The following is a 26,145-nucleotide window of genomic DNA, read 5'->3' as shown; positions in this document are numbered from 1 at the left end:
AAGCGCATAGATAAATCTGGACAAAACGACAGTTTTTATAAAAACAAATTCAAAAATCATTGCCGATTGTTCATTTATGTTGGTATATTTGTAGTTACGAGGTTAGATAAATGGCGAAACATGAATTTCAAACAGAAGTAAACCAGCTTTTACAGTTACTTATTCATTCTTTGTATTCAAACAAGGATATTTTTTTAAGGGAGATTGTTTCAAATGCTTCTGACGCTTTGGACAAACTGAAATACCTTACTGTTTCAGACGATTCCTTCAAGAACATTACGTTTACACCAAAAATCGACATTTCTTTTGATGAAAAAGCAGGCGTTCTTACTGTTCAGGACACCGGAATAGGTATGACTGACGAGGACTTGCAGAACAATCTGGGAACGATTGCACGTTCTGGAACAAAAGCGTTCCTTCAGAAACTTTCAAGCGATGCGGCAAAAGATTCCTCTTTAATCGGGCAGTTCGGCGTAGGATTTTATTCTGCGTTTATGGCGGCAAAAAAGATTGATGTCTATACAAAAAAAGCTGCCGGTGACGGAAAAATCTGGCATTGGTCAAGCGACGGTACTAATTCCTACGACCTTGACGAAATTACCGCAGACAGCGACACCGCAAAAAAATACGGTCTTGACGGTGCGGACGCAAGCGGTTCTGCAATCGTAATGCAGCTGAACGACGAAAGCAAGGAATATGCATCGCGCTGGAAAATTGAAGAACTTATCAAGCGCTATTCCGACCACATCGCGTTCCCGATTTACCTTCACTACGAGCAGAATAAATATGACGACAAGGGAAACATAACTTCTACGGAAAATAAAGTAGACCAGGTAAACAGCGCTTCTGCCCTTTGGAAACGCCCAAAAAGCGAGCTTAAGCCGGAAGACTACAACGAATTCTACAAAACAATCGGTCACGACGGCGAAGAGCCGCTTCATTACGTACACACCCACGCAGAAGGAACGCAGGAATACACAACGCTGTTCTTCATTCCGCAGCGCGCGCCGTTCGATATGTATCAAGCAGACTACAAAAGCGGCGTAAAGCTTTACGTAAAGCGCGTTTTCATCACGGACGACGACCGCGAACTGCTTCCGGCATACCTTCGCTTTGTGCGCGGCGTTATTGACTCGGAAGATTTGCCGCTTAACGTAAGCCGCGAAATCCTGCAGCAAAACCGCATTCTTGAAACAATAAAAAGTCAGTCCGTAAAGAAACTTCTTGGAGAATTCAAGAAAATGGGCGAAGCTGCGGACAAAGCTCGCAAGGCTGAAAAACCGACGGACGACGAGAAAAAAGCCATTGAAAAATGGAATAAATTTGTTTCTGCATTCAACCGCCCGATGAAAGAAGGTTTGTATTCAGACTATGCAAACCGCGATGAAATTGCAGAAATCGTACGCTTTAAGTCAACAGACGCTAGCGGAACAGGCGATGACAACTGGACAAGTTTTGCAGACTACGTACAGCGCATGAAACCTGACCAGAAGGCAATCTACTACATTACCGGTTCGGACGAAAAAAACCTTCGCGAAAATCCTCTTTTAAAGGCGTACACGTCAAAAGGTTTTGAAGTACTCATTATGGCAGACGACATCGACGATATTGTCATTCCTGGCTACGGAAAATACAAGGACTTTGAACTGAAAGCAGTAAACCGCGCCGGAAGCGACGAAGAACTTGGCGTTGACAAGGAAGAGGCTAAAAAGAAGGAAGAAGAATTCAAGCCGGTTACCGACAAGATTAAAAAGGCGCTTGGTGATGAGGTAAAAGAGGTAAAACTTTCTAAGCGGTTAGGTGAAGAAAGCCCGTCCTGCATCGTTGTAGATGAAAACGATCCGTCATTCCAGATGGAACGTATGATGCGTGCAATGGGACAGGAAGGAATGTCCGGCATAAAACCTATTCTTGAAATAAATGCAGACCATCCGCTTGTTACCAAAATCCGCGAGTCAGACGACGAAGCGCTTATCAAGGACGTTTCAAACGTTCTGCTTGATCAGGCACTTCTGATTGCCGGCGTAGAAATAAAGGAACCGGCTGAATTCGTTAAGAGTCTTAACAATCTTCTTAGCAAGTAAATTTTTTTACGCTTTAATTAACCCCGGTAATTTTCCGGGGTCTTTTTTTTGCATTTTCCGTTCACACGGCGCGTTTATCATAAAAAATACCGAAATCGTTTTTTTTGTGATAAAATATTTTTTAAGTAATTTTTATGGCACAGGAACTAATTATGAAAATTACATCGTTCAGAAAGATTGTGTTATCATTGTCGGCAGTCGTTTTTGTTTCATCAGCAGCCTTTTCACAGGAAGCAGAAAAAGGCAAAAACCAGAAGAAAAATACATTCATCTGGAAATTTTACGAGCAAACGGCTGGCGCATACTACTTTAAATCAGATTATGTTTCCGGCGGCGACCATTTTGCCCCGATAACCGGCTTATTCAACAGTTTTGAATTAAAAACGACTTTCAATGCAGAATGCAGTATTCCTGCTCCGCTTGGCAAGCACTTTCTTTTAAAGGACTCAAATGTCAGGATAAAAACAGCCTTTGAACTGTGTCCTGTAACAGTACGTCCGCTTGTAAGCGTCAGTTTTACGCCGCTTCCGTTCCTTGTTTTCAGCACAGGCGCGTCAATCGGAACAGGCTGGTCAGCACTTGGATTTAAAGGTCTGTGCAAACTTGACGAAGATGCTTTTTATTCCAATAAATTGAAACACTTCTTAAACGATTTATTTTCTAATCCAATTGCTTTTTTGCCAAGGTACAAAAAAGAATACAAAGACTTCATAGAATACGAAAATCTTACGCCGTTCGGAAACTACTACTACGATTTCTGGTTTTCCGGACTGTTCCAGTTTGACACCGGCGCAATTTTTCAGGGCAACTGGACTCACGCCGTTATGCAGGCTTCCTACACGGTTTCCTATGTGGGAGTTACCGGCGTAGACGACGGCAAAATCTGGCTGTGGCAGCTTGTGGGAAACAACTGCAACGGCTGGCGGTATACTGCAAATTTTGTGCTCGGCTACCAGATGCCGCTTCCGCTAAGTATGATTGCGGTAAACACCGATGTATATGCGCTTTTCAATTCAGACGACTACGGAATATACAGCAGCAGATACAACGGCGATTTTACGAACGTAACTATAAGTCCTATGCTCAAATTTGACTTTTCCAAAAAAGACAGCCTGTTCGTCCTGTTTGAGTTCAAAAAACGCAGGAGTTTTGAAGAAGAACATTCGGACTCAAAGGAAGAAATTTTCCTTACCTACAGCGGCGCAGAATGGTTCTTCAACCGTATTGCATTCAGCTGGACGCATGTATTTTAGGAAAGTGCTGATTAACACTTGAAGCGATTACTCAGCACTTCCCGTCAAATTGCCGTAAGTTATTGACTTACGGACAATTAGCTAAATTCAAGGTTAACACTGAAAAATCCTCAATAGGATTTATTCAGTGTTTCCTTAGCATATTCTTTTTATTCCAGCCCTATAAATGCCGTTACGCTTTTTTCCGGTGCCATAATAAGCGTATCCATAAGCGAAAGACCAATTTTTTCACAAGGGAGCAGGCGGAAAAATTCTTTCTGCATTGTAAGCGGAACATCTCCATAACCCGGACTGAAACGCGGATGGGCGCGCATTTTCCGTGCTTCAGTATCTTTCCGTATTTCATCATTCAACAAGTCAACAAACGATTCTATGAACATTGCGCCGCACCCCTGCATAACTGCTGCGTCAGCGCTCCCGGAAAGCTGCGCCCTTCTGATAATCATATCTGCCTGCGCCCCGATTGTTGCGGCAAAAAGAACGACTTTTCTGCAATTACGCAAGTTTCGCGCCAAATCTTTTGAACGGAATGAAACGTCTGCAAAGGAAATAGTTTCATCTTCACCGACAGAAAGTTCATATTCCGCATACACCGCCTGCGGAACAAGAACAGGCTGCATTTTAAGGCAGCTTTTGTGAATAAGTCCGGCAACGTCGTCGCCCGGCGGATTGATTTTTTTATAGCCAAGATAATACGCCGCTTCCGCCTCATCACACGGAATTTCAGAAGCCGCACTCTTATAAAAAAATGGTGTCATAGCGCAATATTACCACAAAACTGCACGGCGGAGGAAGTTCCCGCAAAAAAGGCAAAATGACGCGCGCGCAACTGTTCTTAAATGCATACCTATTTTAAATCAGCGCGTTTTGTGATATTGTATCTGTAATCCTGCAATGCAGATGGAGTCCGCTTGAAAAAAAATAAGTCCCAAAAGAACAAAACTATTGATTTTCCGCTTGAAGAAGCCGGCGCGTATCTTGAAAAATGCGTGCGTCTGGATAATGAAACGTCCGTTCCAGCAGACAAAATTCAGGATTCAATCATAACAGGGGATTTGTTCGACATAATTCCAAAACTTCCGCATAATTTTGCAGACCTTCTCATCGCCGATCCGCCGTACAATATTGAAAAAAATTTCAACGGCAGTCAGTTTCACCCGATGAGCTTTGACGACTACGCTTACTACACCGAAAAATGGCTTTCACTTGCAGAACCGCTTTTAAAACCGAATGCCTCTGTCTACATCTGCTGTGACTGGAAATCAAGCACGGCAATCGAATATGTACTCAGCCGCCATTTTACCGTCCGCAACAGAATTACCTGGCAGCGCGAAAAAGGACGCGGCGCAAAACGCAACTGGAAAAATGCAATGGAAGACATCTGGTTTGCAACAAAATCTTCCGGCGACGATTACACGTTCAATGTAGACGCCGTAAAATGCCGGCGGAAAGTCATTGCTCCGTACACGGCGGACGGAAAACCTAAAGACTGGGAAGAAACTTCCGACGGAAAATTCCGCGACACTTTTCCGTCAAATTTTTGGGACGACATTTCCATTCCGTACTGGTCAATGCCGGAAAACACGGCGCACCCTACTCAAAAGCCGGAAAAACTCCTTGCAAAGCTCATTCTTGCAAGTTCAAATAAAGGCGATATGATTTTCGATCCGTTTATGGGTTCTGGTTCTACGGCGGTTACTGCAAAAAAACTGGAACGTCATTTCTGCGGAACGGAACAGAACGAATTATACTGCGCCTGGGCGCAAAAACGTCTTGAAACGGCAGAAAAAGATATGTCAATTCAAGGCTATACAGACGGTGTATTTTGGGAACGGAATACAAGTTCCTTTCAGAATAAAAAGAAATAGGAAAGACAAATGGCTTCATTAAAATCACTGTTAGGAAAGCAAATATTATTTTTTGACGGCGGAACAGGCTCTGTCCTTCAGGCACGCGGTTTAAAACCCGGCGAATTCCCGGAAAAATGGAACGTTACTCGCCCGGAAGAAATAATCTCCCTTCACTACAACTATTTTTCAGCAGGTTCTAACATCGTAAACACAAATACCTTCGGTGCATTCAGTACAAAATTTTCAGATTTAACAACGTACAAAAAAAACTTTAACGGCACCCAAAATGTAAAAAACTCCGCAATGCGCGTAATCTCCGGAGAAAACGCTGATTTTTCCCTTAAAAACATCATTCAGTGCGCCATAGAAAACGCAAACGAAGCGCGCAGACGTTACATCTCTGACTGCAAAGCGCGTTCCGTAGAGCCGCAGCCGTGTTTCATCACCTTTGACATCGGACCTACGGGAAAACTTCTTAAGCCGATGGGCGACCTTGATTTTGAAGATGCCGTATCGCTTTTTAAACAGACATTCCGCCACGGTTTTAAAGGCAACATAGATGCTGTTCTTATTGAAACAATGAGCGACAGCTACGAAACAAAAGCCGCCGTAATCGCCGCAAAAGAAGTGCGCGAAGAAACGGGAAGGGCGGACCTGCCGATTTTTGTATCAAATGCATACGATGCAACCGGTCATCTTTTAACAGGCGCATCGCCTGAAGCAATGACGGCACTTCTTGAAGGACTTGGCGTAGATGCGCTCGGCTTAAATTGCAGTCTTGGACCAGAACAGATGAAAGAAACCGTACGCCGCCTTACTGCCGTATCCAGTACGCCAGTCATCGTAAAACCGAATGCAGGTCTTCCGCACGATGAAAACGGCTCTACAGTTTTTGACGTAAAGCCGCACGATTTTGCGCTTTCTATGCAGGAAATTGCAAAGTCCGGCGCAGTAATTCTGGGCGGATGTTGCGGAACAACACCGGAATATATAAAATCGCTTACTGAAAACCTGAAAAATACAAAACCTGCTGCCGTTCTCCCTAAAGAGCGCACCGTCATTTCATCATATACGCATACCGTACAAATCGGCGGAGAGAATGTTCCTGTCCTTATCGGAGAAAGAATAAATCCAACCGGCAAAAAGAAATTCAAGGAAGCTCTGCGTAACGGTGACATTCCGTATATCGTTCATCAGGGACTTGAACAGGAAGCCTGCGGCGCGCACGTTCTTGACGTAAACGTAGGTCTACCTGAAATTGACGAAAAGCAGATGATGGTTCGCGTTATGACGGAACTCCAGTCTGTTACAAATCTTCCGCTCCAGATAGACACGTCAAGTCCTGACGTTATGGAAGCCGCACTGCGCCGATACAACGGAAAAGCGCTTGTAAATTCCGTAAACGGTAAGCAGGAAGTTATGGACGCAGTGTTTCCGCTCGTAAAAAAATACGGCGGCGTTGTCGTAGCTCTTACGCTCGATGAAAACGGCATTCCTGAAACAAGCACCGGAAGAATAGAAATCATAAAAAAAATCTACAATAATGCAGAACGCTATGGAATTCAAAAAAAAGACATCGTAATAGACGCGCTTACAATGGCAGTCAGTTCAGACATAAATGCAGCGCTTGCAACGCTCCAGACTGTACGCGCAGTCCGCGACGAATTCGGCGGAAACACCGTTCTTGGCGTATCAAACATTTCGTTCGGACTTCCTGACAGGGAATTCGTAACGTCAAGTTTTTTCACGCTTGCAATGCAAAACGGTCTTGGCGCCGCAATTATGAATCCGCTTTCTATGGAAATGATGAAAGCGTGGAGATGTTTCTGCCTTCTTGCCGGAAAAGACAAGGACTGTCTGAACTATATTGATTTTGCGCAGAAGTTTGACGAAAAAAAAGAAGCTGAAAGGAAGGCACTCTTGCAAAATGCCGGCACTCTGGGTGAAAACGTAAAAGCCGGTGAACAGGCTGAACATAAGGGAAGAACAGCGGAAATCGGCGAAACGGCAGATAAATCTACGCTCCAATACGCCGTCATTCACGGACTGAAGGAAGATTCCGCCGAACGCACGAAAAAACTGCTTGAAGCTTCCGTTGAACCTGTTGAAATAATCGACGGACACCTTATTCCCGGACTTGATTACGTAGGAAAACGTTTTGAGCAGAAAACAATGTATCTTCCGCAGCTTTTAATGGCGGCTGATGCGGCAAAATCTGCGTTTGACGTCATAAAAGATTACCTTGAAAAAAGCGGAAAAAAGGGTGAAAGCAAGGGAACGGTAATTGTAGCAACCGTTCACGGTGACATTCACGACATCGGAAAAAATATAGTAAAGGTGCTTCTTGAAAATTATGACTTCACCGTCATTGATTTAGGAAAAGACGTTCCGCCGGAAACAATCGTTGAATGCTGCGTAAAAAATCACATTGAACTTGTGGGATTAAGTGCCCTTATGACAACAACAGTCCCTGCAATGAAAGAAACGATTATCCAGCTCAGGAAAAATGCTCCGTGGGCAAAAGTTTGCGTTGGAGGAGCTGTAATGACGCAGGAATACGCAGACAGTATCGGCGCGGACTTCTACGGTAAGGATGCAATGGCAACAGTAACATTCGCGCAAAAAACGTTCGGAGTAAAATAGACTGTTTACAAGTTCTAAATCTTACCGCTATACTGTTTTTGAATTTAAAACTTTTTATATATTGGAGAAAAAATGCTGAATTACATTATCAATCTTTTAAAAGCTCTTAATTCCAATTCTAAACCGAGCCAGATTGCAAATTCATTCTGCATCGGTTTGATTCTTGGTTTTATGCCGAAAAACAATCTTTTATGGTATATTCTTCTTGTGTTTTTTGCATTCGTAAGAATAAACAAAACCGGCTATCTGATTATGATTCTTGCAGGTTCTCTTACCGCTTCGTTCCTTGACCCGCTTTTCGACACCGTAGGATACGCAGTTCTTACCTTCCCTAAATTCCAGTCGTTCTTTATGTGGCTTTTAGACGTTCCTTTTGTTGGATTTACAAAATTCAACAACACGATTGTATGCGGTTCTCTCGTTCTTGGAATTCTCTGCTACATTCCGCTTTTCTTTATTATGCTGGGAATAATTCATCTGTGGCGCAAATTTATTGCTCCAAAATTCAACGATTCAAAACTTCTGAAGACAATCTACAAACTTCCGCTTCTTGGAAAAATTGCTTCTAAAATATAGGCAGGATTTTTATTATGGAAAAGAATACGTCAAAACTGAACGAAACTGCAAAAACTCCGGCAAAAAAATCAAAAAAGCCGGCAAAATCTAAGAAACCGGAAAAAACTGTATCTGCAAAAAAATTACCGGGAATATTTAAAAAAACATATAAGGAAAAAGCATACAGTAAAAACCTTCTTAAAAAATTTTATATCGAAGCAGATAAAAAATTTGTAGAAAAACTGTATTCTCCGTCACAGGATAAAAAGGGCAGAAACATAATGGTCTGCAACAAATCGGCAGAAATTACAAAGGCAGACTTAAAGCGATATAAGCTTATTGCAAAGCAAATTAAAATGCAAAAAGGCGGAATAAAACTTGTTCCTCTTATTGCCGTAGCAGTTCTTGTTGCTGTTCTTTCAGCCGGAGTATCGCTTTTCAAAAATATAATTATTGAAAAAGCCATTACGTCTGCCATGCAGGGTATTTTCGGTGCAAAAACTGACATTGCAAAAGTCGATTTTCAGTTTTTCAACGCATCGCTTGAAATCAACGGACTTGAACAGGCAAACAAAGATTCTCCAATGAAAAATCTGTTTCAGATTGATTCCATAAAAACATCTTTCAATCTTACTGATTTACTACGCGGAAAATTCCATGCGGAAAACCTTAGTGTTGAAGGCGTTGCTATAGACACTGAACGCAAAAAATCTGGCGAACTACCGATAAAACCGGCAAAAACAAAGGAAGAAAAGCAGACGGAAAGCGCACTTTCTGCAAAAAAACAGGAACTTTCAGAAGAAGCATCTGCAAAACTCAAAGAAATGTTTGACAGCTACAATCCTGAAAAAATGCTTGAAAATCTTCAGAATGAACTGAAATCCCCTGCTGTTGCATCACAGATTTCTACAGATGTTCAGCAGAAAGTTGAAAAATGGAGCTCTCTTCCAGCAGAACTGCAGGAAAAAGTCAACGCCTTTTCAAAAAACGTCAACGATATTGCAAATACAGATTTTTCAAAAATAAATGACGTTGCAAAGCTAAAATCTACCCTTGAAAAGATAAATTCCACCGCAAAAAGCGGCGAAGAACTTAAAAAACTGATTGAAAAATCAAATTCAGACCTCTTTTCTGATTCAAAGGCAATAGCAGACTATTCAAATAAAATACAGACAGCCATTAAAAGCGACTATGCTTTGGTAGATTCAAAAATTTCAGAAATGAAATCTGTTCTTTCTCCTGCCGGACTGAATGAAATTATGACAAATGCCGTGCAATCCGTCCTATACCAGATGTGCGGCAAATACTATCCGTATGTCAGCAAAGGTCTGAATGCAGCCCTTTCTGCACAAAAATCTTCTTCTGAAAAAGAAACAGAAAAATCCGCAGAAAAAACTGAAAAAACGGTAATGACGCGCCATCCCGGAAGAACTGTTTTCTTTAAACAAGATACCGTTCCAACTCTATTTATAGAAAATGTAACTGCATCTGGTTATGAATACAAAACAGATAATCTACTGTTCAAAGGAAATGCAAAAAATATTGCAAATAATCAGAACATGACTGGAAAACCGACAGATATTTCTGCTGATTTTAAAATTGCAGACAACCCGAACAATGCTTCCGTTAAAATTGACGCTCGTACAAATACAAATTCACCGCTAGTTACTGCATCCTATACCGGAAGCGGCATTCCAGTAAATGCAGACGCACAGGTATTTGCATTTACTTCAAAATCAACAATAAAAGCAAAAATGACTGCCGATACAAACGGAAAAGTATCTTTAAACGGCGTTCTTGATATGAACATTTCCGAAATGACAGGGATGCAGTTTGACGTAGAAAAAATCTCCGAACTGTACAATACTGCTCTATCAAACATCAGCCGTCTGACAGTAGATTTTTCTATCGGCATAAATGAAGACAAAACAATGACTATTTCGCTGAATAATCTTGATTCTCTTGCAAGCCAGCTTACAACGCCTGTTGTAAAAACGCTTACGGCTGAATTAAATTCAATCGCCGCAGACGCACGCAGCAGTGCAGCAAAACTGCTTTCAGAAAAAACAGGAGTTGCTACCGAAAAAATCGAACAATTTACGAATATTAAAAATAGCGTGAATTCTTCAAAAGAATCTGTCAATAATCTTCAGAAAAAACTTGAACAGAAGAAAAAGCAGATAAATGACCAGATTACAAACTCAACAAAAGCCGCAGCAGGAGATGCAGCAGGAAACCTTATAAAAAAACTGTTCTAGTAAAAATATGTAAAAAAAGCTCCGGTCAAACCGGAGCTTTTTTTACGCCGCACATTTTTATCCAAGCTGTAATATACCCTTATCCAAAATTGTCCGCATAGAACCGTCTGCGTAATTCAGCACTATTGTAGGGTTTCGTACAACACCGTCCAGATGAATAAGGGACGGCGCATCGTTATCATAATTTTCACCAATGGCAAAATGACATGTTGTAAAAGCCTTTTCATCCTCAAGCATATTTCCTGTTATTATAGCTGCAGGATTAAGCCCTATGCCAAGTTCTCCGATGTTGCGCGCATTCTGCCTGTAGACCGCGCCCATTCCTTCCGGCAAAAGGCCTTCTTTTTCCATAGTAACTGCGCGGTTTTCCGCTTCGGTAATTGTCTTTAAAAGACGCTTTGCTTCTGCACCGCCTGTTATTTCCTTTACAAATCCGTGTTCCACCGTACAGCAAACAGGCGTTTCTATAATTGAATCTCCGTCACTAAACGTCATCGAACCGTCATAAACAATTTTTCCAAAGCAGCCGAAATCAACGCCGTTTCCTATAAGAGGACTTATAAATACTTCTCCGGCAGGAATGTTTCCGCCGCATCCTGCTTTTGAAAAATCACCGTCATCAAAAAGAAGTTTCCGTCCGTGCACTGGAACTGTTAAATCAGTTCCGGAAGGTGCAGTAACATTCACGGTTTCTACGTCCTTAAAATACGTTCCCAAAATCCGGCAGCGCTCGGCAAGTTCCGCATAATTAATATTCACCGTCCGGCTGAACATATCCTGCGTAATTCCAGGCGTCCATACGGCGCGCATAGTTTTTTTACCTTCAAGAAGATAGTCAAAAATATGGGTGAATTTTTCGCCTGTTTCAAGGATATACGGTTTTGCAGATGCACCGGCGTCTTTTCCAAGTTTGCATGCAGACACGGAAATACACACATCAGGATTTGTTGCAATTGCAGCAATTACTTCCGGTTCTGCATTGTCAAATGACGTTTTTTCGCTTTGGAAAATAAGCGTCGTCCGCGCCCCTGCATTACTTGCAGAAGTATATAAATCCTGAGCAATGTCTGCCGTATGCGGATTTGCAATTATCAAGACTCGCTCATTTTTACGTACTTTGCAAACGTTCTGAATTACAGTATCAGAAGGAGAAAGTTCTTTTTTCATTTTTATGCCTGTCTTTCCTTTTGTTTATTTTTGCTCCGCCGATTTACGCTGGTAGGCAGCCCGAATTTCATCTGCAAACAGTTTATTCTGGTCATTACGTTCCTGAACGGAGAACTGTGGCTTTCCGTCTTCCGCAGAAATACGGTAGATATGACGCGGAGAAGTCATATAGGCAGGACTTTCCGGATTGTTTATCCACCAGTCAAGAACGGAAATAATGCATAGCGTATATTTCAAAAGGTTTGCATTATTAGCATTTGTGTTTGCACTTTTGTTCTGCGCGCCCAAAAGAATGTCAATGCGCTTTGAAATTTCATTCGGAATGTCGAATTTGTAATGTTCCCACGGATTGCGTACACAAGTAACGTCACCGTGCGTTTTTACAAGCGAATCACACTGCGAAACGACAGACGTAAGATATTTCCGCACAAAATCAGTTCTTTTGAAAAGCGGCGGATATTTGCTTTCGTCTGCCGGACGTTCAAGAATAAGCTGTTCAAACTTAAAGTTCGGAAGAAAATGATAGTTTGTCTGCCACAAAAGCGATGTAACAAGTTTTTTACCGAACTGAGAATCTTCAAAATCTTTCTGCGAATAAATCTGATTGACCAAATCATTAAGCGGAGAACAATAAAGACGTTCAAAAACGCTTTCGCGGTATGCAGACCAGTCATCAAGGACTTTTAAAATAGAATCGCCCTCATCTTTTTCTGATGCGTCTTTTATATTTATAAAATCAATATTCCTGCATCCCTGAAAGAAATCCTCTATAATTCTCAAAAGTACAACCGTAACCTGAAGAGGATTTTCCGGACTAAGTACGTTAAATCCGTCTGCAAATTTATATAACGGCTGAAAATACGGATATAAGTCAGGATGATTTTCCAGATTATCAAAACCAGCCTGCGGAAACAATTGATTAAGAAGAGAAATTCCCGTAGTAACAAGCGCATCCTTTACGCCTTTAGTCGGAACAGCGGCTTTTCGTTCCTTTGCTTTTTCTTCAACTGGCGGCTCTTTCGATTTTTCCTGCAAAAGTAAATCGTATTTATGAAGTCCTACGAATTTAAGGATATCTGCAACTTTCACCTTGAAAAAATCCGGGAATTCTTCAAATGTATTTGAACACATACGCATAAGTAGCGGATACATCTTTTTTATAATTTCATTCTGAATGTAGAGCCACTGTGTGATTGCTTCTTTTGCAAGTCCGGAAAGCTTGTCTTTAGGTGCATCCGGATATGCCGCTTCATCTGCGTAAATTTCTTTTATCAGCTTAGGAATTTTTGATTCTCCGTAATAATATACCTGAATAAGAAGCCTGTAGACGCTTCTTGTATATGGAATTAAATCGGTTACGTAATACGGCTGCGTAAGATTCAGCAAATCCATATACGTCAGTTTTATTCCCTGGAGTGTCCAGCCGGCAACCATACGCAGGAATTTGAATTTCGGCTCTGTTCCGTTTGCAATTTTTGCCTTGTAGGAAGCCGGTGCAATCTGGATAAGCGTTTTTACAACGGTAATAAAACTCTGGAGGTTTTCAATGTGCATTTTCATCGTAAATGTACAGAATTCGCTGATTATCTGCTCGTGGCCGTTTGTCTGAAAATATTTTATAAAATTAAACAGACCGTAATCAGGTTTTATTCCATATTCATCAGACATCATCAGCTTGTCTATCAAACTGTTTACTTTTGCAGGAATAACAATAAGTCCTTCCTGATGCTTGCGTCCTTTCCCTGAATTCTGCGTCTGCGTATTCATAACATCCTTCTGCACGGAAGATGCTGACTGGCGCATCAGTCTTCCCGTTCCTTTTATTTTTTTTGATGAAGAAGGATTACTTGTACGCTCATACATAATCTCTCCACCAAGCACTTTAGTCATCTTTTCTGCTTCAGCTTCATCTATATTGCCGATAGCCTTTCGCGTTCTGTCAAGAGTTCCTGGAGCCCAGTCTGCTGTTTTTGGTCTAGAATTACCCATAAAAAATTCCTTGCCTTTTTACACGCGCTGCACGCCTACAATCGAAGCATACTTTTTTTTACAATGCCGGAACAGTTCTTCAATACTATTTTTTCGCCGTTTTTAGTAAGAAGAACACCCTCAAAATTACCATATATCGTAGTATACGCATTCCGCATAACAATGATATTCAGCGTCCTGCTTGAACAGGATACCGGCATAAACGAAAGGTCTACCATACTTTCAGTATCCTGAACAATCCACTTTTTCTGAATTCCAAACGGATGTGTTATGCACACAGGAGGCATTGCCGTAATATCTCCGTCAACGGAAAGCATATTCTCATTGTATCTGTCGCCGTCAAGAGCCGCCTGACTTGTACTTGAAAAAGTAAACGTTATCTTTTTTCCTTCGTATTCAAAAAAACCGACCATCAGTTCGCTTGAAGAATGAAAACGAAGATACGTTCTGTTTACAAGCATAAGCGCCTGTCCCTTTGTCTGCGGAAGTTCCTTTATCTGCCTGCGGTGTTTAGCCGTAGCAATTCCGCCTGTAATATTCATAGGAACAAACCATGTAGCAGAACAACGCTGATGAATTGGAGCAGGGCATACGGTAAGAAGCTCCGACTGTTTGTCCGGGCTTATGTGCGATATGAATTTTCCCTTCGATGCAGGGCGGAATTTATCACCGCGGACTGTAAACGAAAGAACGGATTTTGCACGCTTTCTGTTCCAGTTGACTTTTATGTATCGAGTTTTTGCAAAACTTATGCAGGCTGCCGCAGACGTATTTACAGGAACAAACCTTCTGCGCGGTCCCATAAACGTATGATATGCAAGCTTCTGATTAGTTTCCTTATTCCAGTAGATGACTTCCGCAAGACCAAACGCCTTGTCGTCAAAAAATTCAACAAGTCCTATATAATCAGGCAGTGAAAAAACGTATGTAAGCCTGCTTTTTATCCTGAAATTTGAAAGAAACCGGGAAGTAGGAATTCCAGCGAACGGAGCGCGAACACCCCGAATATCAAGATAATCTGTAACTCCAGAGAAAGTACCGAATTGTATTTTTCCATTATGCACAATCTTTTTAGGGACTTTTTCCAATAACCGTGTGTACACAATATACCTCAATGATATTTCTACGTCTTTGAATTATAGTAGAATTAGTCCGATGTGGCAAATATTTTTCTTGTTAATTAGCAAAAACCGTTTTAAACTTAGAGAAAGAACTTTTGCAAACAGAATGGAGCAGTATTATGATTACAATGTATTCTTTAGGAGCCGCAGAAGAAGTAACAGGCTCAAAGCATATTCTGGAAATAGACGGACATCAGATAATGATAGACTGTGGTGCTTTTCAGGGAAAGCGCCAGCTTTCTGATACAAAGAACAGGGATTTCGACATTGCTGCCGACAAGCTTGATGCAGTCGTTCTTACGCACGGACACTATGACCACTGCGGACTTTTGCCTGTCCTTACAAAAAAAGGATTTACCGGAAATATTTACGCAACTCCGGCAACGCGCGACATTGCAAATCTTGTTATGATGGACAGCGCGCGTATTCAGGCACGAGATGCTGAATTCCTTGCAAAACAGGCGAACAAAAAAGGCGAAAAATTTACCTGGCGTCCGCTTTTTAATGAAGATGACGTTGTAAAAACAGCAAACCAGATTATATCGCTTTCCTACAACAGGAAAATGTACATCGCGCCGAACGTTTCGCTCGAATTCTATGACGCTGGACACATTCTCGGCTCAGGATTTGCGTATCTTACAATAACAAACGGCTCGGAAGAAACGCGCGTTCTTTTTACCGGCGACATCGGACGAAAGGAAAAACCGATTATCCGAAATCCTGCCGTAAATATGCCTCCACCGGACTATATCGTTCTTGAAAGTACGTACGGCAACCGCAAGCACGAAGACGCTGAATTCGCAATGAAGGAACTTGAGCGCGTTGTCCGCGACACCTGTTCCAAAAAAGGAAAAATCATCATTCCTTCGTTCGCAATCGAACGCGCGCAGGAACTTGTTTTCTATCTGCACCTGCTCACCGACAGAAAAAAAATACCTGTCGTTCCGATTTACGTTGATTCTCCTATGGCGGCAAATGCAACCAGCGTTTTCCGCGTCCACCCGGAATGTTACGACGAATCTGTAAACGAAGCGTTCCTCAAACATCATAAAAATCCGTTCGGTTTCGGTTCACTTTCCTTTACTACAAGCGTAGAAGAATCAAAATCGCTCAATGACAAGGAAGGACCGATGATTATCATCAGCGCCGACGGTATGTGCGAAGCAGGAAGGGTATTGTATCACCTTGCAAACGAAATCGGCAACGAACGCAATACAATTCTTATCGTAGGATATATGGCGGAAAACACGCTTGGAAGAAAAATCCGTGACGGCGAAAAGGAAGTAAAAATTCTTGGCGATATGTATCACGTAAACGCAAAGGTTGAACAGATAAACGCATTCAGCGCCCACGCGGACTATACAGAAATGACGGACTGGCTCAAAACGATAGACACAAGCCGCCTGAAAAATATTTTCCTTGTCCACGGAGAAAAAGAAGCGCAGGAATTCTTTACTGACTATCTGCACCAGAACGGCTTTCCGAACGTTACTACCGTAAAATACGATGAAACGTACGATTTGAAATAGCTTTCTACTTTCAAAATCCGCGCTGAAACTGTATACTTTTTTCTATGCAAGACTTGACCCGAAACTCAAAGGCTCAGAATATCCGGGACGTTATCCGGTATATACAGCGCTTTCAGAACGCCGTAATTGTCATTTATATAGATGATGAAATTATCGACTCGCCACTGTTTTCAAGCCATATGCGCGACATCAGCCTTATTCACCAGGCTGGTTTAAAAGTCGTTATTGTTCCGGGCGCTCGCCGACGCATTGACCAGGTCCTTACGGAATCCCACATAGAATGGGAATTTAAAGACAATACGCGCATCACTTCGGAAAACGCAATTCCACAGATAAAAATGGCTGCTTTTGACGTATCAAATATCGTTATGACAAGCCTTGCTGCCCACCAGATTACCGCAACAATCGGAAACTGGGTGCGCGCCCGGGCTAAGGGTGTTTTAGAAGGAATTGATTACGGTACTGCCGGCGAAATAGACAAGCTTCAGGCAAATGCAATCCGGAATACACTGGACAACGGTTTTATTCCGATTTTTCCGTGTATAGGGTGGAGCAGTACTGGAAAACCGTACAACATTTCGTCAATAACGCTTGCAGAGGAAATTGCCGTAGAACTGAAGGCAGACAAACTTTTCTTCCTGATGAAAGACGCCGAGATAAAAAAAGGAAATTTCATTATCCCGGAAAAAATAGGACTTTCTGAAGAATCACAGGTTCCTGCAATGAATTTAGAGGAACTCGAACTTTTCCTTCAGGCAAATGAAAATTCTCCCGACAAAAAAACACTTTCCCTGCTGTCTACGGCAGGAAAGGCGTGCCGGAACGGAGTAACGAGGGCGCACATCGTAAACGGTTCGTCAGACGGCGCGCTTCCGTGTGAAATTTTCAGCGAACTCGGTTCAGGAACAATGATTTACTCACAGAATTACGGCAGCATACGCCAGATGACTCAGCAGGACATTCCTGCCGTTCTTACAGTAATGCGCCCGTTCGTCGAACAAAAAATACTTCTTCCTCGTACCGATTACCAGCTGCTTGAAAAAATAAACGATTACATTGTCTACGAAATCGACGGCGGAATACGCGCCTGTGCCGCACTCCATATTTATTCTGACAATCAGGCTGAAATTGCCGCAGTAGCCGTTGACGAAACTTTTTCCAATCTGGGAATAGGTCCTAAAATGATTGAATTCCTTATAAAGCGCGCAAAATCCCGGAACGTAAAAAGCATTTTCATTCTTACTACGCGGACATCAGACTGGTTTGAAAAAATCGGCTTTTGTCCGGACAAAACAGATTCTATGTCGGAAGAACGCAAAGCGCTTTGGTCTCCGGAAAGAAATTCAAAACTCTTCCGACTGAATATATGTCCGTAAAAAAAACTGCTTTTGAAAAGGAAAAACATTCCAATCCAAAAGCAGTTTTTATGAAATTAAAAATTCAGTAAATACAGAACTTAGTTTTTCAAAAGCGTAACATCAAATGCAAGGTAGGAATTTTCCGGAATTGCACCTGGAATTCCGCGCTCTCCATACGCCATATCAGGCGGAAGAACCATTGTCCTTGTTTCGCCTTTTTTCATATCCTGAACCATAATGTCAAATCCCGGAATCATCATACCTGCGGCAGTCTTAAAATCAAGCGGACTTCTTCCTGCTGACTGGTCAAAAACTTCGCCGGAAACAAAATAACCTTTGTAATCAACAGAAACGTTCTTTCCTTTACCTGTCTTTTCGCCTGAACCTTCTTTCGTAATTTTATAATAAATTCCGTCTACTGTTTTTGTAAATCCAGGAAAAGCTTTTTCAACTTCTGCAATTTTTGCCGCAAGTTTAGCTTCTTTTGCAGCCAGAACTTTTTTTGTAGCTTCCTCAGCATACGCATTCCAATCAGACTGTTCCGTTTTGAATGCTTTTGCTTCCGCACCATTACGTATAATTGTTACGGATTTTATTTCATCGCCCTGTGCAATCGCATCAACAACATCCTGACCTGTTACTACAGAACCAAAAATCGTATGCTTTCCGTTCAGCCACGGAGTTTCTACGTGAGTGATAAAGAACTGGCTTCCGTTTGTATTAGCTCCTGAATTTGCCATAGCAAGAATTCCAGGACCTGTAAACGTATACTTATCTACAATTTCATCAGCAAATTTATATCCAGGACCGCCTGTTCCATTACCGCGCGGATCTCCTCCCTGAATCATAAAATCCTTTATTACTCGGTGAAATTTCAGTCCGTCATAAAATTTTTTTCCTTTTGCTGCATCAAGAGTTCCTTCTGCAAGACCAACAAAATTTGCTACGGTCAGCGGAGTATCCTTGAAATACAGCTCAAGAATAATATCACCCTTAGAAGTGCTCATTACGGCGAACAAACCGTCTTTTCCCTTAATTGCGTCCATACCTTTTCCTTTAGAGCTGCAAGCTCCGTTCATTAAAATAGTAAATCCAAACAAGATTGATAATAGAACTTTTTTCATACTGTTTTTCCTCCAATAAAAAGAAGCCAGAAAAATTTTCCTGACTTCCAATATTACTACAGCAGATTCAAGAACCATCTGTATACTGCTTCCATACGGACTGTCATAGAATCTTTTATCTGTTTTCTGACATTTGCCATAGCAATTTTTTTTGCGGCAACATCAGTGTTCAGATAAAGTATATAACAATCATCACATTCAATTGCAATAATATTAATTTTCATATTCCCTGTGTCAACGGCTTTTATTCCAAGATAAGACATCGGAATTGCAAGCAGAAAATTTGCAAAAAGCATATTATCTGACTGTAGATATGACAGTTTGTATTTCATATCACCGTATGTATGATCGTCCTGATAGCAGTATGCTACAAGACCGTCTGCGCTTCCTTCAACAGGATCTGCAACCGGCTCGTCAGAATCTACGCTTGCAATCATATAAGCTTCTTTGTAAAGAGTTTCCGGCTTTGATTTTTCAAAATGATATTTCATTCCCTTCATTTTGCTTATGGAACGGAAAAGAACCGAAACATCATCAATAGTTCCCTTTATTCCCGGAACGACAGAATCATCACCGTCATTTTTAGGAACTAAATACAAATATTCTGCCACAAACGGAACCTGTTTTGACGTCTTTACGATTTTTTCCGCTTCAACAGCCGCTCCGTATTTGCAGTCCGGAACAAGATTTAAATTTGTATCATCTTTTTCGTGAATGAGCTCTATTTTTCCGTCTTTTTTCAACAGCTCAAGATATTCCGCAGAAACAAAATCTTCCGGCTTTGCACCTTGAGCAAACAAAAAAGATGCAGAAATTAAAACTGCAATACCTGCACTGATTTTTTTCATAAAAAACCTCACCTTTATTATCTTGCAAATCCTTTATAACTGATGCGAACCTGCTTGTACAATCCTTCGCCTTCAGATTTTGTATCAATATCAGGAATATCGTTCAACGTCGTGTGAATGAGACGACGCTCAAACGGATTCATCGGCTCAAGCAGAATTGACTGATGTGTCTGGTGAACTTTATCTGCCGTCGTATAAGCAAGGCGGACAAGAGATTCTTCGCGGCGGATTCTGTAGTTTTCTGTATCAAGAATTACGCGGATTTCTTCGTGACCAAGCCGTCCTGCATAAATGTTTGCCAGAAGCTGAAGAGCGTCAAGATTTTTTCCCTTTCTTCCTATGAGGATCGAAGAATGTTCGGAATCAAGTTTTATGCCGAGCTTTTTTTCCTCGCGGAACACAATTCCTGCCTTTACTTCATATCCCATCTTTTCAATAACGTTCTTGATAAAATCAACGAGTTTTTCTTCAAAAACGCCCTGCGGAACAGGATCAGCTATTGTTCCGCCTGATGCAGCGGAAGATTCAAATTTAGAACCTCTTGACCTTGGTTCATCATCTGCTGTATGAACACAAATCTTAACATATCCTTTTTTGAATAAAGATGTTTTTTGTGTTTCAAGAATTTCAACATCAAACTGGTCGCGCTGAAGTCCTAACTCATTTGCGGCAAGTTCAATTGCTTCTTTTTCAGTTTTACCTTCAAATTCGTATGTCATTTATATAACCTCTAAAAAATATTATTTTCGTTTTGCCATTTCAATTTTTTTCTGCTTCATCGTATTGTTGATGATTATCTGCTGTATCATCTGGAAAATATTGCTTACTGTCCAATACAGAAGGAGTCCTGAAGGCGCATTGTAAAAAATAAAGAAGAATATGACAGGCATTCCGTACATCATCATATTCATCTGTGTTTTTGTAGAACCGGCAGCAGCCGTTCCGCCGTTACCCGTAATTTTTCCGTAAAACAACTGTGAAGCAAGATAAATCATCGGGAGAATGCGCAGCTGGTTGCCAAAGAAAGGAATGTTTCTTACAAACGTATGAACCGTATCTCCAGTAGAAAGATCTGAAATCCATCCGTCAATGAAACTTGCTCCGCGGAATTCAAAATAGTTATTGAACAGATTGTACATTGCAAAAAGAATAAGGAACTGAACAATCATCGGAAGACATCCGCTCATCGGATTATATCCTGCTTCCTTATAGATATTTGCCATTGCTTCCTGCTGTTTCTGCGGATTATCCTTATATTTTGTCTGAATTGCCTGAATTTTCGGCTGGATTTCCTGCATTTTAAGCGTTGAAAGCGACTGATTTTTTGTGAAAGGGAACATAATCAGCTTAATTAAAATAGTCATCAAAATAATGGAAACTCCCCAATTTTTGGTGAATTTATTGATGATTTCCATAAGCCATTTAAGTATTGTTTCAAGCCAGCCGAGCCAGCCGTTTGACTGAAGGCACTCTGAAAGACGCTGACCGCTTAAATTCCAGCTGTTGTTTTCTGCAACATTGTATATTTTCAAATCTTTTTCGTTGCGCGGTCCAAAATACATATAGTATGTATCCTGTACGTCCTGCGCTTTTACAGGCTTTCTGACCATAATTGCCTGCGCATTCGCATAATCATCCGTTTCTATAAGGGTGGAATAATATGTAAAATCCATACTCTGGGATTTTTCAGGAATGGCAAGCTCTACAAAATACTTTCCGGCAATTCCGTTCCATATATATTCTTTATTGTAAGATTTAAACTGTTTTGAACCTATAACCTGTCTTTTTGCCTTATTACCGTTGAAAGAAATAAACTGCCTGTTTTCATAGCGGTTTATTTTCGGATCAAAATGCGGTCCTATCTGCGGAGAAGTCCTGAGCGTATAGCCGGCATTTCCTACATTTATTACCGTATTTTCATTTTCTCCGTGAATAAGAATATCCAGCCTGAACATATATTCATTTGGAACAAACGTATATCTCTTTCCAAGTATAAAACTGCTTTCTGAACCGTCATCATTCCTTACAGTAAATTTCTTTGAAAAAAGAACTGTATTTTCGTCTTTCTGGTCAACGTTGAACAACGAATTTATAACCGGAGAATCTGCTTCTCCAAAACTCATTGAACACGCCCTGTTTCTGTCAGTAACGTTATCAACCATCTGGACGCCTTCCTGAGTATCAACGTCAATATGATCGTTCAATTTGTAACTTACAATATCGCCTCCGCGGTTTGTAAGTACAATTTCTGCTTTTTCTGTCTTTATTGTAATCTGTTTTTCACTTACAGCTTCGTCAGACAGAATTTCTGAAAAAACAGCTTCTTTTTTATCTTTTTCTTCTGATATTGCTGCTGTCTGTTCCGTTTCAGAATATCCTTCATTAACAGGCTGCTCCGGCTCATATACTCCCGGAAACAAAATTGGCTGAAGAATAAATGATACGGCAACTACAACAGTAGAAAGGATTATTGCGATTAAGGTGTTTTTATTCATCCTTTTCTCCGTATAAGTTTTCTTTTCTAATCAATAACCCCGGCACAGTTAATCGGGGCATTAAACTCCCTGCACGAAAAAATTACGGTACAGGGTCGTAACCGCCTTTAGAATATGGATTACATCTTATTATTCGTTTTATTGCCAGAAAAGTTCCTTTACCAGAACCATATTTTTTTATTGCCTCAATAGCATACTCGGAACACGTCGGAGTGAACCTGCAGCATCCAGGAAACAACGGAGAAATATATTTTTGATAAATACGGATAAACAAGCAGAGAAAATTTCCTAAAAAATTTTTCACTCTTTTAATAATCCTACTTTAATAAACAATGTACGAAATTGAACACATCGCGTGCTGAACGAATCATTCCCCGGATATACCAATAACAATATGTCATAACCGGTGTTCAAATGTGCTTTTAGTAAACGATAGACTTCACGGCTGTAACGTTTAGACAAGTTCCTTTGCACTGCGTTACCGTAGCCGCGTGGCAAAGGAAATCCAACTCTGTTTATTTCCAGTGCATTTTCAAGAATGAAAATTTTAGCACCGGAAATACTTGCCTTTTTTCCGTTTTTAAACAGGCTCTTAAATTCAACAGGATTTTTTATACGTTCTTCCCGTTTAAAAAAGCCTGTCTTAAAATCTTTTTCCATCCCTAGTTAATTTTATCAATAAGGCTTCTTTTCATCAGAAACAGTAAGCTTCTTGCGGCCCTTTGCGCGTCTGCGTGCAAGAACTTTGCGTCCGCCTTTAGTAGCCATACGTGCTCTGAAACCAAATTTTCTATTGCGCTTTACTTTACTAGGTTGATATGTCCGTAACATAGAACTATACTCCTTAAATTAGATTCAATTTATTTACGATTTAAAAAATCTTCAAAAATGACAGTATGAAAATATATCATTTATTTTCATTCTTGGTCAACACACTGCTTTTCATACTTTCAAATTTTGAAAGCAATTCAGGCGGAAGTTCGTATAAAGTACATTCATTTTCGACTTTTCTGACAGTATCTTGAATTATTTTTTCATCATTTTCATATTTTTTTCTCATAATCTCTTTTTCTTTCGACATAACTTCGTCATAGTCAACGTTATGAAGCAGGGCATTACTGCCTTTCAGCCTGAATGCAAGAGATTTTACGTCCATTTCAGGAGCATACATTGAAATTCCCTTTACAATAAATTTTGAATTCATCTGAAAAAGCTGTATCCAGCCGGGATGATCTGCTTCAATTAGAAGTATTCCGTTTTTTATTTCTATCAGCGAAGAATGTTCATAAAGTTTCTGACCGCATCCGTTTATTTTTGTAACTACTTTTTTCCACACAGAAATGAACTTTGTATTTTTATTGAACGCTTCTTTTTCAATCGAAGAAAACGTATTTAATATCATATCTGTGCAAGAAATTACTTCACTTTTGTTCATTCCATTCTCCGTTTTTTATAGTATAAATTTTAGTCGACTCTTTTTTATACCGTTCGTACGGTTCTCCGGGTAAAAAAGTGCAGAAAAGCTGGTCATATTCCGGAAGCATTGCCGTAAGTTTCTGTCGTTTTTCAGGGTCAAGTTCAAGCATAACGTCGTCCATTAAAAGAACAGGTTTTATTCCTGTTATGCGCGTATAGTAAACAGCCTGCGCAACACGCAGTAAAAGAGAAATAAGGCGGCATTGACCTGTAGATGCGTTTGGAACAAATTGACTTCCGTCTTTTACAAAAACAATTTTATCACGATGAGGACCGCTCATTGTAGTACACATTATTTTGTCCTGCTCTCGTTTTTCAGAAAGAACGGAAAGAACGTCATTTACATCAGGAAATTTTGTTCCTATTTCCATTTTTATTTCTTTCCAGGACGGAATATACTGAATGAAAACGCCTTCTATCCCAGAAATCTGTTCATAAAGTTTCCCGAATATTTCATTAAACTGAAAAATGGCATTTTTCCGCTTTTTTTGAATTTCAAGTCCTTTCTGGGCAAGCTGAACATCATAAATATCAATCATTGAATAATTTTTTTCTTTCAACAAAAGATTTCGTGTTTTTAAAATTTTTCTGTAATTCCGTAAATCGTCTATATACAAACTGTCGTACATAGTCAAAGACTGGTCTAAAAAAAAGCGCCGGTGTTCCGGTTCTCCTGTAGCAAACCTCATATCGTTATGACAAAAAAGAACACAAGGAATAGTATTTATAAGCTCTTTTCTATCGTGAATTTTCTTTCCATTTTTTTCAATCTGCTTTTTACCTTTGTCATATATAACGCGTATCTGTTGCGTACTTTCGCTGCTGTTCGTATAAAAAGAAGATATGCTGAAATTCTGCTGACCGTATTTTATTATCTGTGAATCAATATGAGTCCTGAACGAAGAACCGTATGCAGAATAGTAAAGCGCTTCCAGTAAATTGCTTTTTCCCTGACCGTTTTCACCTGCAAAATAAACTTCTTTAAAAGCCAGATTTATGATGTCATTTTTTAAATTGCGGAAATTACAAAGATTTAAAGAAAGAAAAGGCATATCATAAAAATACAAAAAAAAAAGCGTTCTGAACAGATATTCAGAACGCCTGTTTATTTTTTATTTTAATTTGTAAGGTTCATAGGCATAATTATGTGGAAATAATAATCTGCCGGTTCAGGACGCATAGTAACTGCTCTCATCGCTTCTGTGAATTCAAATACAATATTTTCACTTTCTATAGTTTTAAGAGGGTCAGACACATATCTGTCATTCAAAGCGATTGAAATTTCTTCTCCGTCGTAACGGCACGGTATTTCCTCGTCAGCTGTTCCCAATTCTGATTCAGGAGAACTGAGGCGAAGTATGCCTGGAGCTATTTTAAATACAATTCTTCCGACTTTTTTATCAATCATAATTTCTATGCGCTTTAAGGCAGATTCAAAATCAGATTTGTTTACCTGAAATGAATGAACCTGTGACTCAGGAATTACTTTCTGATAGTTAGGATACTGTCCGTCAATAAGTTTTGAAGAGAACTCATAATTTCCGAAACGCACGAAAATCAGTTTGTCTACAATAGCAAGAGATATGTTTCCTTCGTCAGGAGCATTTTTAAGAATACAGCGCAGGATTTTAGTAGGAACGATTGCAGAAGAAAAATCTACTCCCGGAGCAAGTTCTTTTTCGCTGTAGGAAAGACGGCGTGCATCAGTAGAAACCATTACGAATTTGTCGTCTTTTTTCGTAAAATAAACGCCTGTCATAAAAAAGCGGTTCTGGTCTTCCGATACGGAAAAAATAGTCTGCTGAATCATCTGCTTGAATTCTTTTGCAGGAACTTCAAAGAAAGGAACATCTACAGCCGTCGGAATGTCAGCAAATTTTTCACTTGCAATGCTTTTCAGCTGGAATTTTATTTTCTTTGCAGCAGGTTTTATCGTAACTTTTATATCACTTTGGTCAAATTCAATTTCACCGGACGGAGAAGCTGTAAGAATGCTCATAAATTTATCACAGAAAATCGTAGTGCTTCCTTCTTCAATTACATCTACAGGAATTTGAGTCATATAATTGACTGAAGTATCAGACGCCTTTATTGTCAGCGTATTGTCCTGTGCAATAAGAAGAATATTTGAAAGTATTGAAATAGGACTTTTGTTTGTAATAATTTCTTGTGCAATTGAAACTTCTTTAATCATTGCATCTCTGTCGAAATTAAATTTCATAGATGTCTCCTTACAATTTTATGCATACTTATGAATTTACTAAATTTAGTAAATTTAATAATGATAATAATAAATATGTGTTTAAAGTGGAAAACTTTTTAATTCTTTATGTTATAAATAAATTTAAAGTTCATAAAAGAATGTATGTTTTTCACTTTAAATTAACTTATTCAC

The 26,145-nt window shown here is 40.2% G+C and carries 22 protein-coding genes; 8 read left to right on the top strand and 14 right to left on the bottom strand.

Annotated features, from left to right (window positions below):
• Positions 1-110 precede the first annotated feature (110 nt).
• Positions 111-2,084: a molecular chaperone HtpG gene (htpG, locus tag B5D55_RS01120; RefSeq protein ID WP_078932135.1), complete on the top strand. Its 1,974-nt coding sequence runs from the start codon at positions 111-113 to the stop codon at positions 2,082-2,084.
• A gap of 152 nt (positions 2,085-2,236) precedes the next feature.
• Positions 2,237-3,337: a hypothetical protein gene (locus tag B5D55_RS01115; RefSeq protein WP_078932134.1), complete on the top strand. Its 1,101-nt coding sequence runs from the start codon at positions 2,237-2,239 to the stop codon at positions 3,335-3,337.
• 149 nt (positions 3,338-3,486) lie between these two features.
• Here the strand turns inward: B5D55_RS01115 and B5D55_RS01110 are convergent, their stop codons facing one another.
• Positions 3,487-4,095, bottom strand: coding sequence for a vitamin B12 dependent-methionine synthase activation domain-containing protein (locus tag B5D55_RS01110; protein WP_078932133.1), 609 nt, complete (start codon positions 4,093-4,095; stop codon positions 3,487-3,489).
• Between the two features lie 153 nt (positions 4,096-4,248).
• Here B5D55_RS01110 and B5D55_RS01105 point away from each other — a divergent pair, with 153 nt between their 5' ends.
• From B5D55_RS01105 to B5D55_RS01090, 4 genes are all read left to right on the top strand, one after another.
• Positions 4,249-5,205 carry a DNA-methyltransferase gene (locus B5D55_RS01105; RefSeq protein ID WP_078932132.1) on the top strand — a complete coding sequence of 319 codons (957 nt, stop codon included), beginning with the start codon at positions 4,249-4,251 and terminating at the stop codon, positions 5,203-5,205.
• 9 nt (positions 5,206-5,214) lie between these two features.
• Positions 5,215-7,830 (top strand): homocysteine S-methyltransferase family protein, encoded by a 2,616-nt coding sequence (locus B5D55_RS01100; RefSeq protein WP_078932131.1) that lies wholly within the window; start codon positions 5,215-5,217, stop codon positions 7,828-7,830.
• Between the two features lie 72 nt (positions 7,831-7,902).
• Positions 7,903-8,406: a TIGR03546 family protein gene (locus B5D55_RS01095; protein ID WP_078932130.1), complete on the top strand. Its 504-nt coding sequence runs from the start codon at positions 7,903-7,905 to the stop codon at positions 8,404-8,406.
• A 14-nt stretch (positions 8,407-8,420) separates the two neighbouring features.
• Positions 8,421-10,643 (top strand): TIGR03545 family protein, encoded by a 2,223-nt coding sequence (locus B5D55_RS01090; protein WP_078932129.1) that lies wholly within the window; start codon positions 8,421-8,423, stop codon positions 10,641-10,643.
• 57 nt (positions 10,644-10,700) lie between these two features.
• On the opposite strand, the gene B5D55_RS01085 is transcribed toward B5D55_RS01090, so the two are convergent.
• Genes B5D55_RS01085 through B5D55_RS01075 form a run of 3 tightly spaced genes read right to left on the bottom strand, consistent with a single transcriptional unit; the run spans position 10,701 to position 14,902 of the window.
• Entirely contained in the window at positions 10,701-11,810 is a 1,110-nt protein-coding gene (locus tag B5D55_RS01085; RefSeq protein WP_078932128.1) for an aminopeptidase, read from the bottom strand.
• A gap of 24 nt (positions 11,811-11,834) precedes the next feature.
• On the bottom strand, positions 11,835-13,799 hold the full coding sequence (locus tag B5D55_RS01080) for a hypothetical protein (protein ID WP_078932127.1): 1,965 nt from the start codon (positions 13,797-13,799) through the stop codon (positions 11,835-11,837).
• 35 nt (positions 13,800-13,834) lie between these two features.
• Positions 13,835-14,902, bottom strand: coding sequence for a DUF2804 family protein (locus tag B5D55_RS01075; protein WP_159446119.1), 1,068 nt, complete (start codon positions 14,900-14,902; stop codon positions 13,835-13,837).
• Positions 14,903-15,036: 134 nt separating this feature from the next.
• On the opposite strand from B5D55_RS01075, the gene B5D55_RS01070 reads away from it, so the two are divergent.
• Together B5D55_RS01070 and argA are read left to right on the top strand one after the other, a co-directional pair.
• On the top strand, positions 15,037-16,449 hold the full coding sequence (locus B5D55_RS01070; protein WP_078932264.1) for an MBL fold metallo-hydrolase RNA specificity domain-containing protein: 1,413 nt from the start codon (positions 15,037-15,039) through the stop codon (positions 16,447-16,449).
• A 44-nt stretch (positions 16,450-16,493) separates the two neighbouring features.
• Positions 16,494-17,825 (top strand): amino-acid N-acetyltransferase, encoded by a 1,332-nt coding sequence (gene argA / locus B5D55_RS01065; RefSeq protein WP_078932125.1) that lies wholly within the window; start codon positions 16,494-16,496, stop codon positions 17,823-17,825.
• Between the two features lie 80 nt (positions 17,826-17,905).
• Here the strand turns inward: argA and B5D55_RS01060 are convergent, their stop codons facing one another.
• The 10 genes from B5D55_RS01060 to dnaN form a co-directional block, all read right to left on the bottom strand.
• Positions 17,906-18,931, bottom strand: a complete 1,026-nt coding sequence (locus B5D55_RS01060) for a peptidylprolyl isomerase (RefSeq protein WP_078932263.1) — start codon at positions 18,929-18,931, stop codon at positions 17,906-17,908.
• Positions 18,932-18,987: 56 nt separating this feature from the next.
• On the bottom strand, positions 18,988-19,779 hold the full coding sequence (locus tag B5D55_RS01055) for a DUF6675 family protein (RefSeq protein WP_078932124.1): 792 nt from the start codon (positions 19,777-19,779) through the stop codon (positions 18,988-18,990).
• Between the two features lie 17 nt (positions 19,780-19,796).
• On the bottom strand, positions 19,797-20,498 hold the full coding sequence (gene jag / locus B5D55_RS01050; RefSeq protein ID WP_078932123.1) for an RNA-binding cell elongation regulator Jag/EloR: 702 nt from the start codon (positions 20,496-20,498) through the stop codon (positions 19,797-19,799).
• Between the two features lie 21 nt (positions 20,499-20,519).
• A complete protein-coding gene (gene yidC / locus B5D55_RS01045; protein WP_078932122.1) occupies positions 20,520-22,274 on the bottom strand; it encodes a membrane protein insertase YidC in 1,755 nt (584 codons plus the stop codon).
• 82 nt (positions 22,275-22,356) lie between these two features.
• On the bottom strand, positions 22,357-22,578 hold the full coding sequence (yidD, locus tag B5D55_RS01040; protein ID WP_078932121.1) for a membrane protein insertion efficiency factor YidD: 222 nt from the start codon (positions 22,576-22,578) through the stop codon (positions 22,357-22,359).
• Complete coding sequence (gene rnpA, locus B5D55_RS01035; protein WP_078932120.1) at positions 22,575-22,934, bottom strand: ribonuclease P protein component; 360 nt, start codon at positions 22,932-22,934, stop codon at positions 22,575-22,577. Before rnpA ends, yidD begins: the two co-directional genes overlap by 4 nt.
• A gap of 15 nt (positions 22,935-22,949) precedes the next feature.
• Entirely contained in the window at positions 22,950-23,105 is a 156-nt protein-coding gene (gene rpmH / locus B5D55_RS01030; protein ID WP_078932119.1) for a 50S ribosomal protein L34, read from the bottom strand.
• Between the two features lie 76 nt (positions 23,106-23,181).
• Positions 23,182-23,709, bottom strand: coding sequence for a DciA family protein (locus B5D55_RS01025; protein ID WP_078932118.1), 528 nt, complete (start codon positions 23,707-23,709; stop codon positions 23,182-23,184).
• A complete protein-coding gene (recF, locus tag B5D55_RS01020) occupies positions 23,696-24,802 on the bottom strand; it encodes a DNA replication/repair protein RecF (RefSeq protein WP_078932117.1) in 1,107 nt (368 codons plus the stop codon). The genes B5D55_RS01025 and recF overlap by 14 nt, the downstream gene beginning before the upstream one ends.
• Before the next feature lie 65 nt (positions 24,803-24,867).
• Positions 24,868-25,971, bottom strand: a complete 1,104-nt coding sequence (gene dnaN, locus B5D55_RS01015; protein ID WP_078932116.1) for a DNA polymerase III subunit beta — start codon at positions 25,969-25,971, stop codon at positions 24,868-24,870.
• Between the last annotated feature and the right edge of the window lie 174 nt (positions 25,972-26,145).

It is taken from the genome of Treponema porcinum, from assembly GCF_900167145.1.
GTDB classification, from domain to species: domain Bacteria; phylum Spirochaetota; class Spirochaetia; order Treponematales; family Treponemataceae; genus Treponema_D; species Treponema_D porcinum.
Note: the sequence above shows the minus strand (reverse complement) of the source record. Positions and strands in the feature narration are given on the sequence as shown.

Coding starts and splice junctions, on each gene's coding strand:
- htpG (WP_078932135.1), top strand. CDS start 111: ATGGCGAAACATGAATTTCAAACAGAAGTAAACCAGCTTTTACAGTTA.
- B5D55_RS01115 (WP_078932134.1), top strand. CDS start 2,237: ATGAAAATTACATCGTTCAGAAAGATTGTGTTATCATTGTCGGCAGTC.
- B5D55_RS01110 (WP_078932133.1), bottom strand. CDS start 4,095: ATGACACCATTTTTTTATAAGAGTGCGGCTTCTGAAATTCCGTGTGAT.
- B5D55_RS01100 (WP_078932131.1), top strand. CDS start 5,215: ATGGCTTCATTAAAATCACTGTTAGGAAAGCAAATATTATTTTTTGAC.
- B5D55_RS01095 (WP_078932130.1), top strand. CDS start 7,903: ATGCTGAATTACATTATCAATCTTTTAAAAGCTCTTAATTCCAATTCT.
- B5D55_RS01090 (WP_078932129.1), top strand. CDS start 8,421: ATGGAAAAGAATACGTCAAAACTGAACGAAACTGCAAAAACTCCGGCA.
- B5D55_RS01085 (WP_078932128.1), bottom strand. CDS start 11,810: ATGAAAAAAGAACTTTCTCCTTCTGATACTGTAATTCAGAACGTTTGC.
- B5D55_RS01080 (WP_078932127.1), bottom strand. CDS start 13,799: ATGGGTAATTCTAGACCAAAAACAGCAGACTGGGCTCCAGGAACTCTT.
- argA (WP_078932125.1), top strand. CDS start 16,494: ATGCAAGACTTGACCCGAAACTCAAAGGCTCAGAATATCCGGGACGTT.
- B5D55_RS01060 (WP_078932263.1), bottom strand. CDS start 18,931: ATGAAAAAAGTTCTATTATCAATCTTGTTTGGATTTACTATTTTAATG.
- B5D55_RS01055 (WP_078932124.1), bottom strand. CDS start 19,779: ATGAAAAAAATCAGTGCAGGTATTGCAGTTTTAATTTCTGCATCTTTT.
- jag (WP_078932123.1), bottom strand. CDS start 20,498: ATGACATACGAATTTGAAGGTAAAACTGAAAAAGAAGCAATTGAACTT.
- yidC (WP_078932122.1), bottom strand. CDS start 22,274: ATGAATAAAAACACCTTAATCGCAATAATCCTTTCTACTGTTGTAGTT.
- rnpA (WP_078932120.1), bottom strand. CDS start 22,934: ATGGAAAAAGATTTTAAGACAGGCTTTTTTAAACGGGAAGAACGTATA.
- rpmH (WP_078932119.1), bottom strand. CDS start 23,105: ATGTTACGGACATATCAACCTAGTAAAGTAAAGCGCAATAGAAAATTT.
- B5D55_RS01025 (WP_078932118.1), bottom strand. CDS start 23,709: ATGAACAAAAGTGAAGTAATTTCTTGCACAGATATGATATTAAATACG.
- recF (WP_078932117.1), bottom strand. CDS start 24,802: ATGCCTTTTCTTTCTTTAAATCTTTGTAATTTCCGCAATTTAAAAAAT.
- dnaN (WP_078932116.1), bottom strand. CDS start 25,971: ATGAAATTTAATTTCGACAGAGATGCAATGATTAAAGAAGTTTCAATT.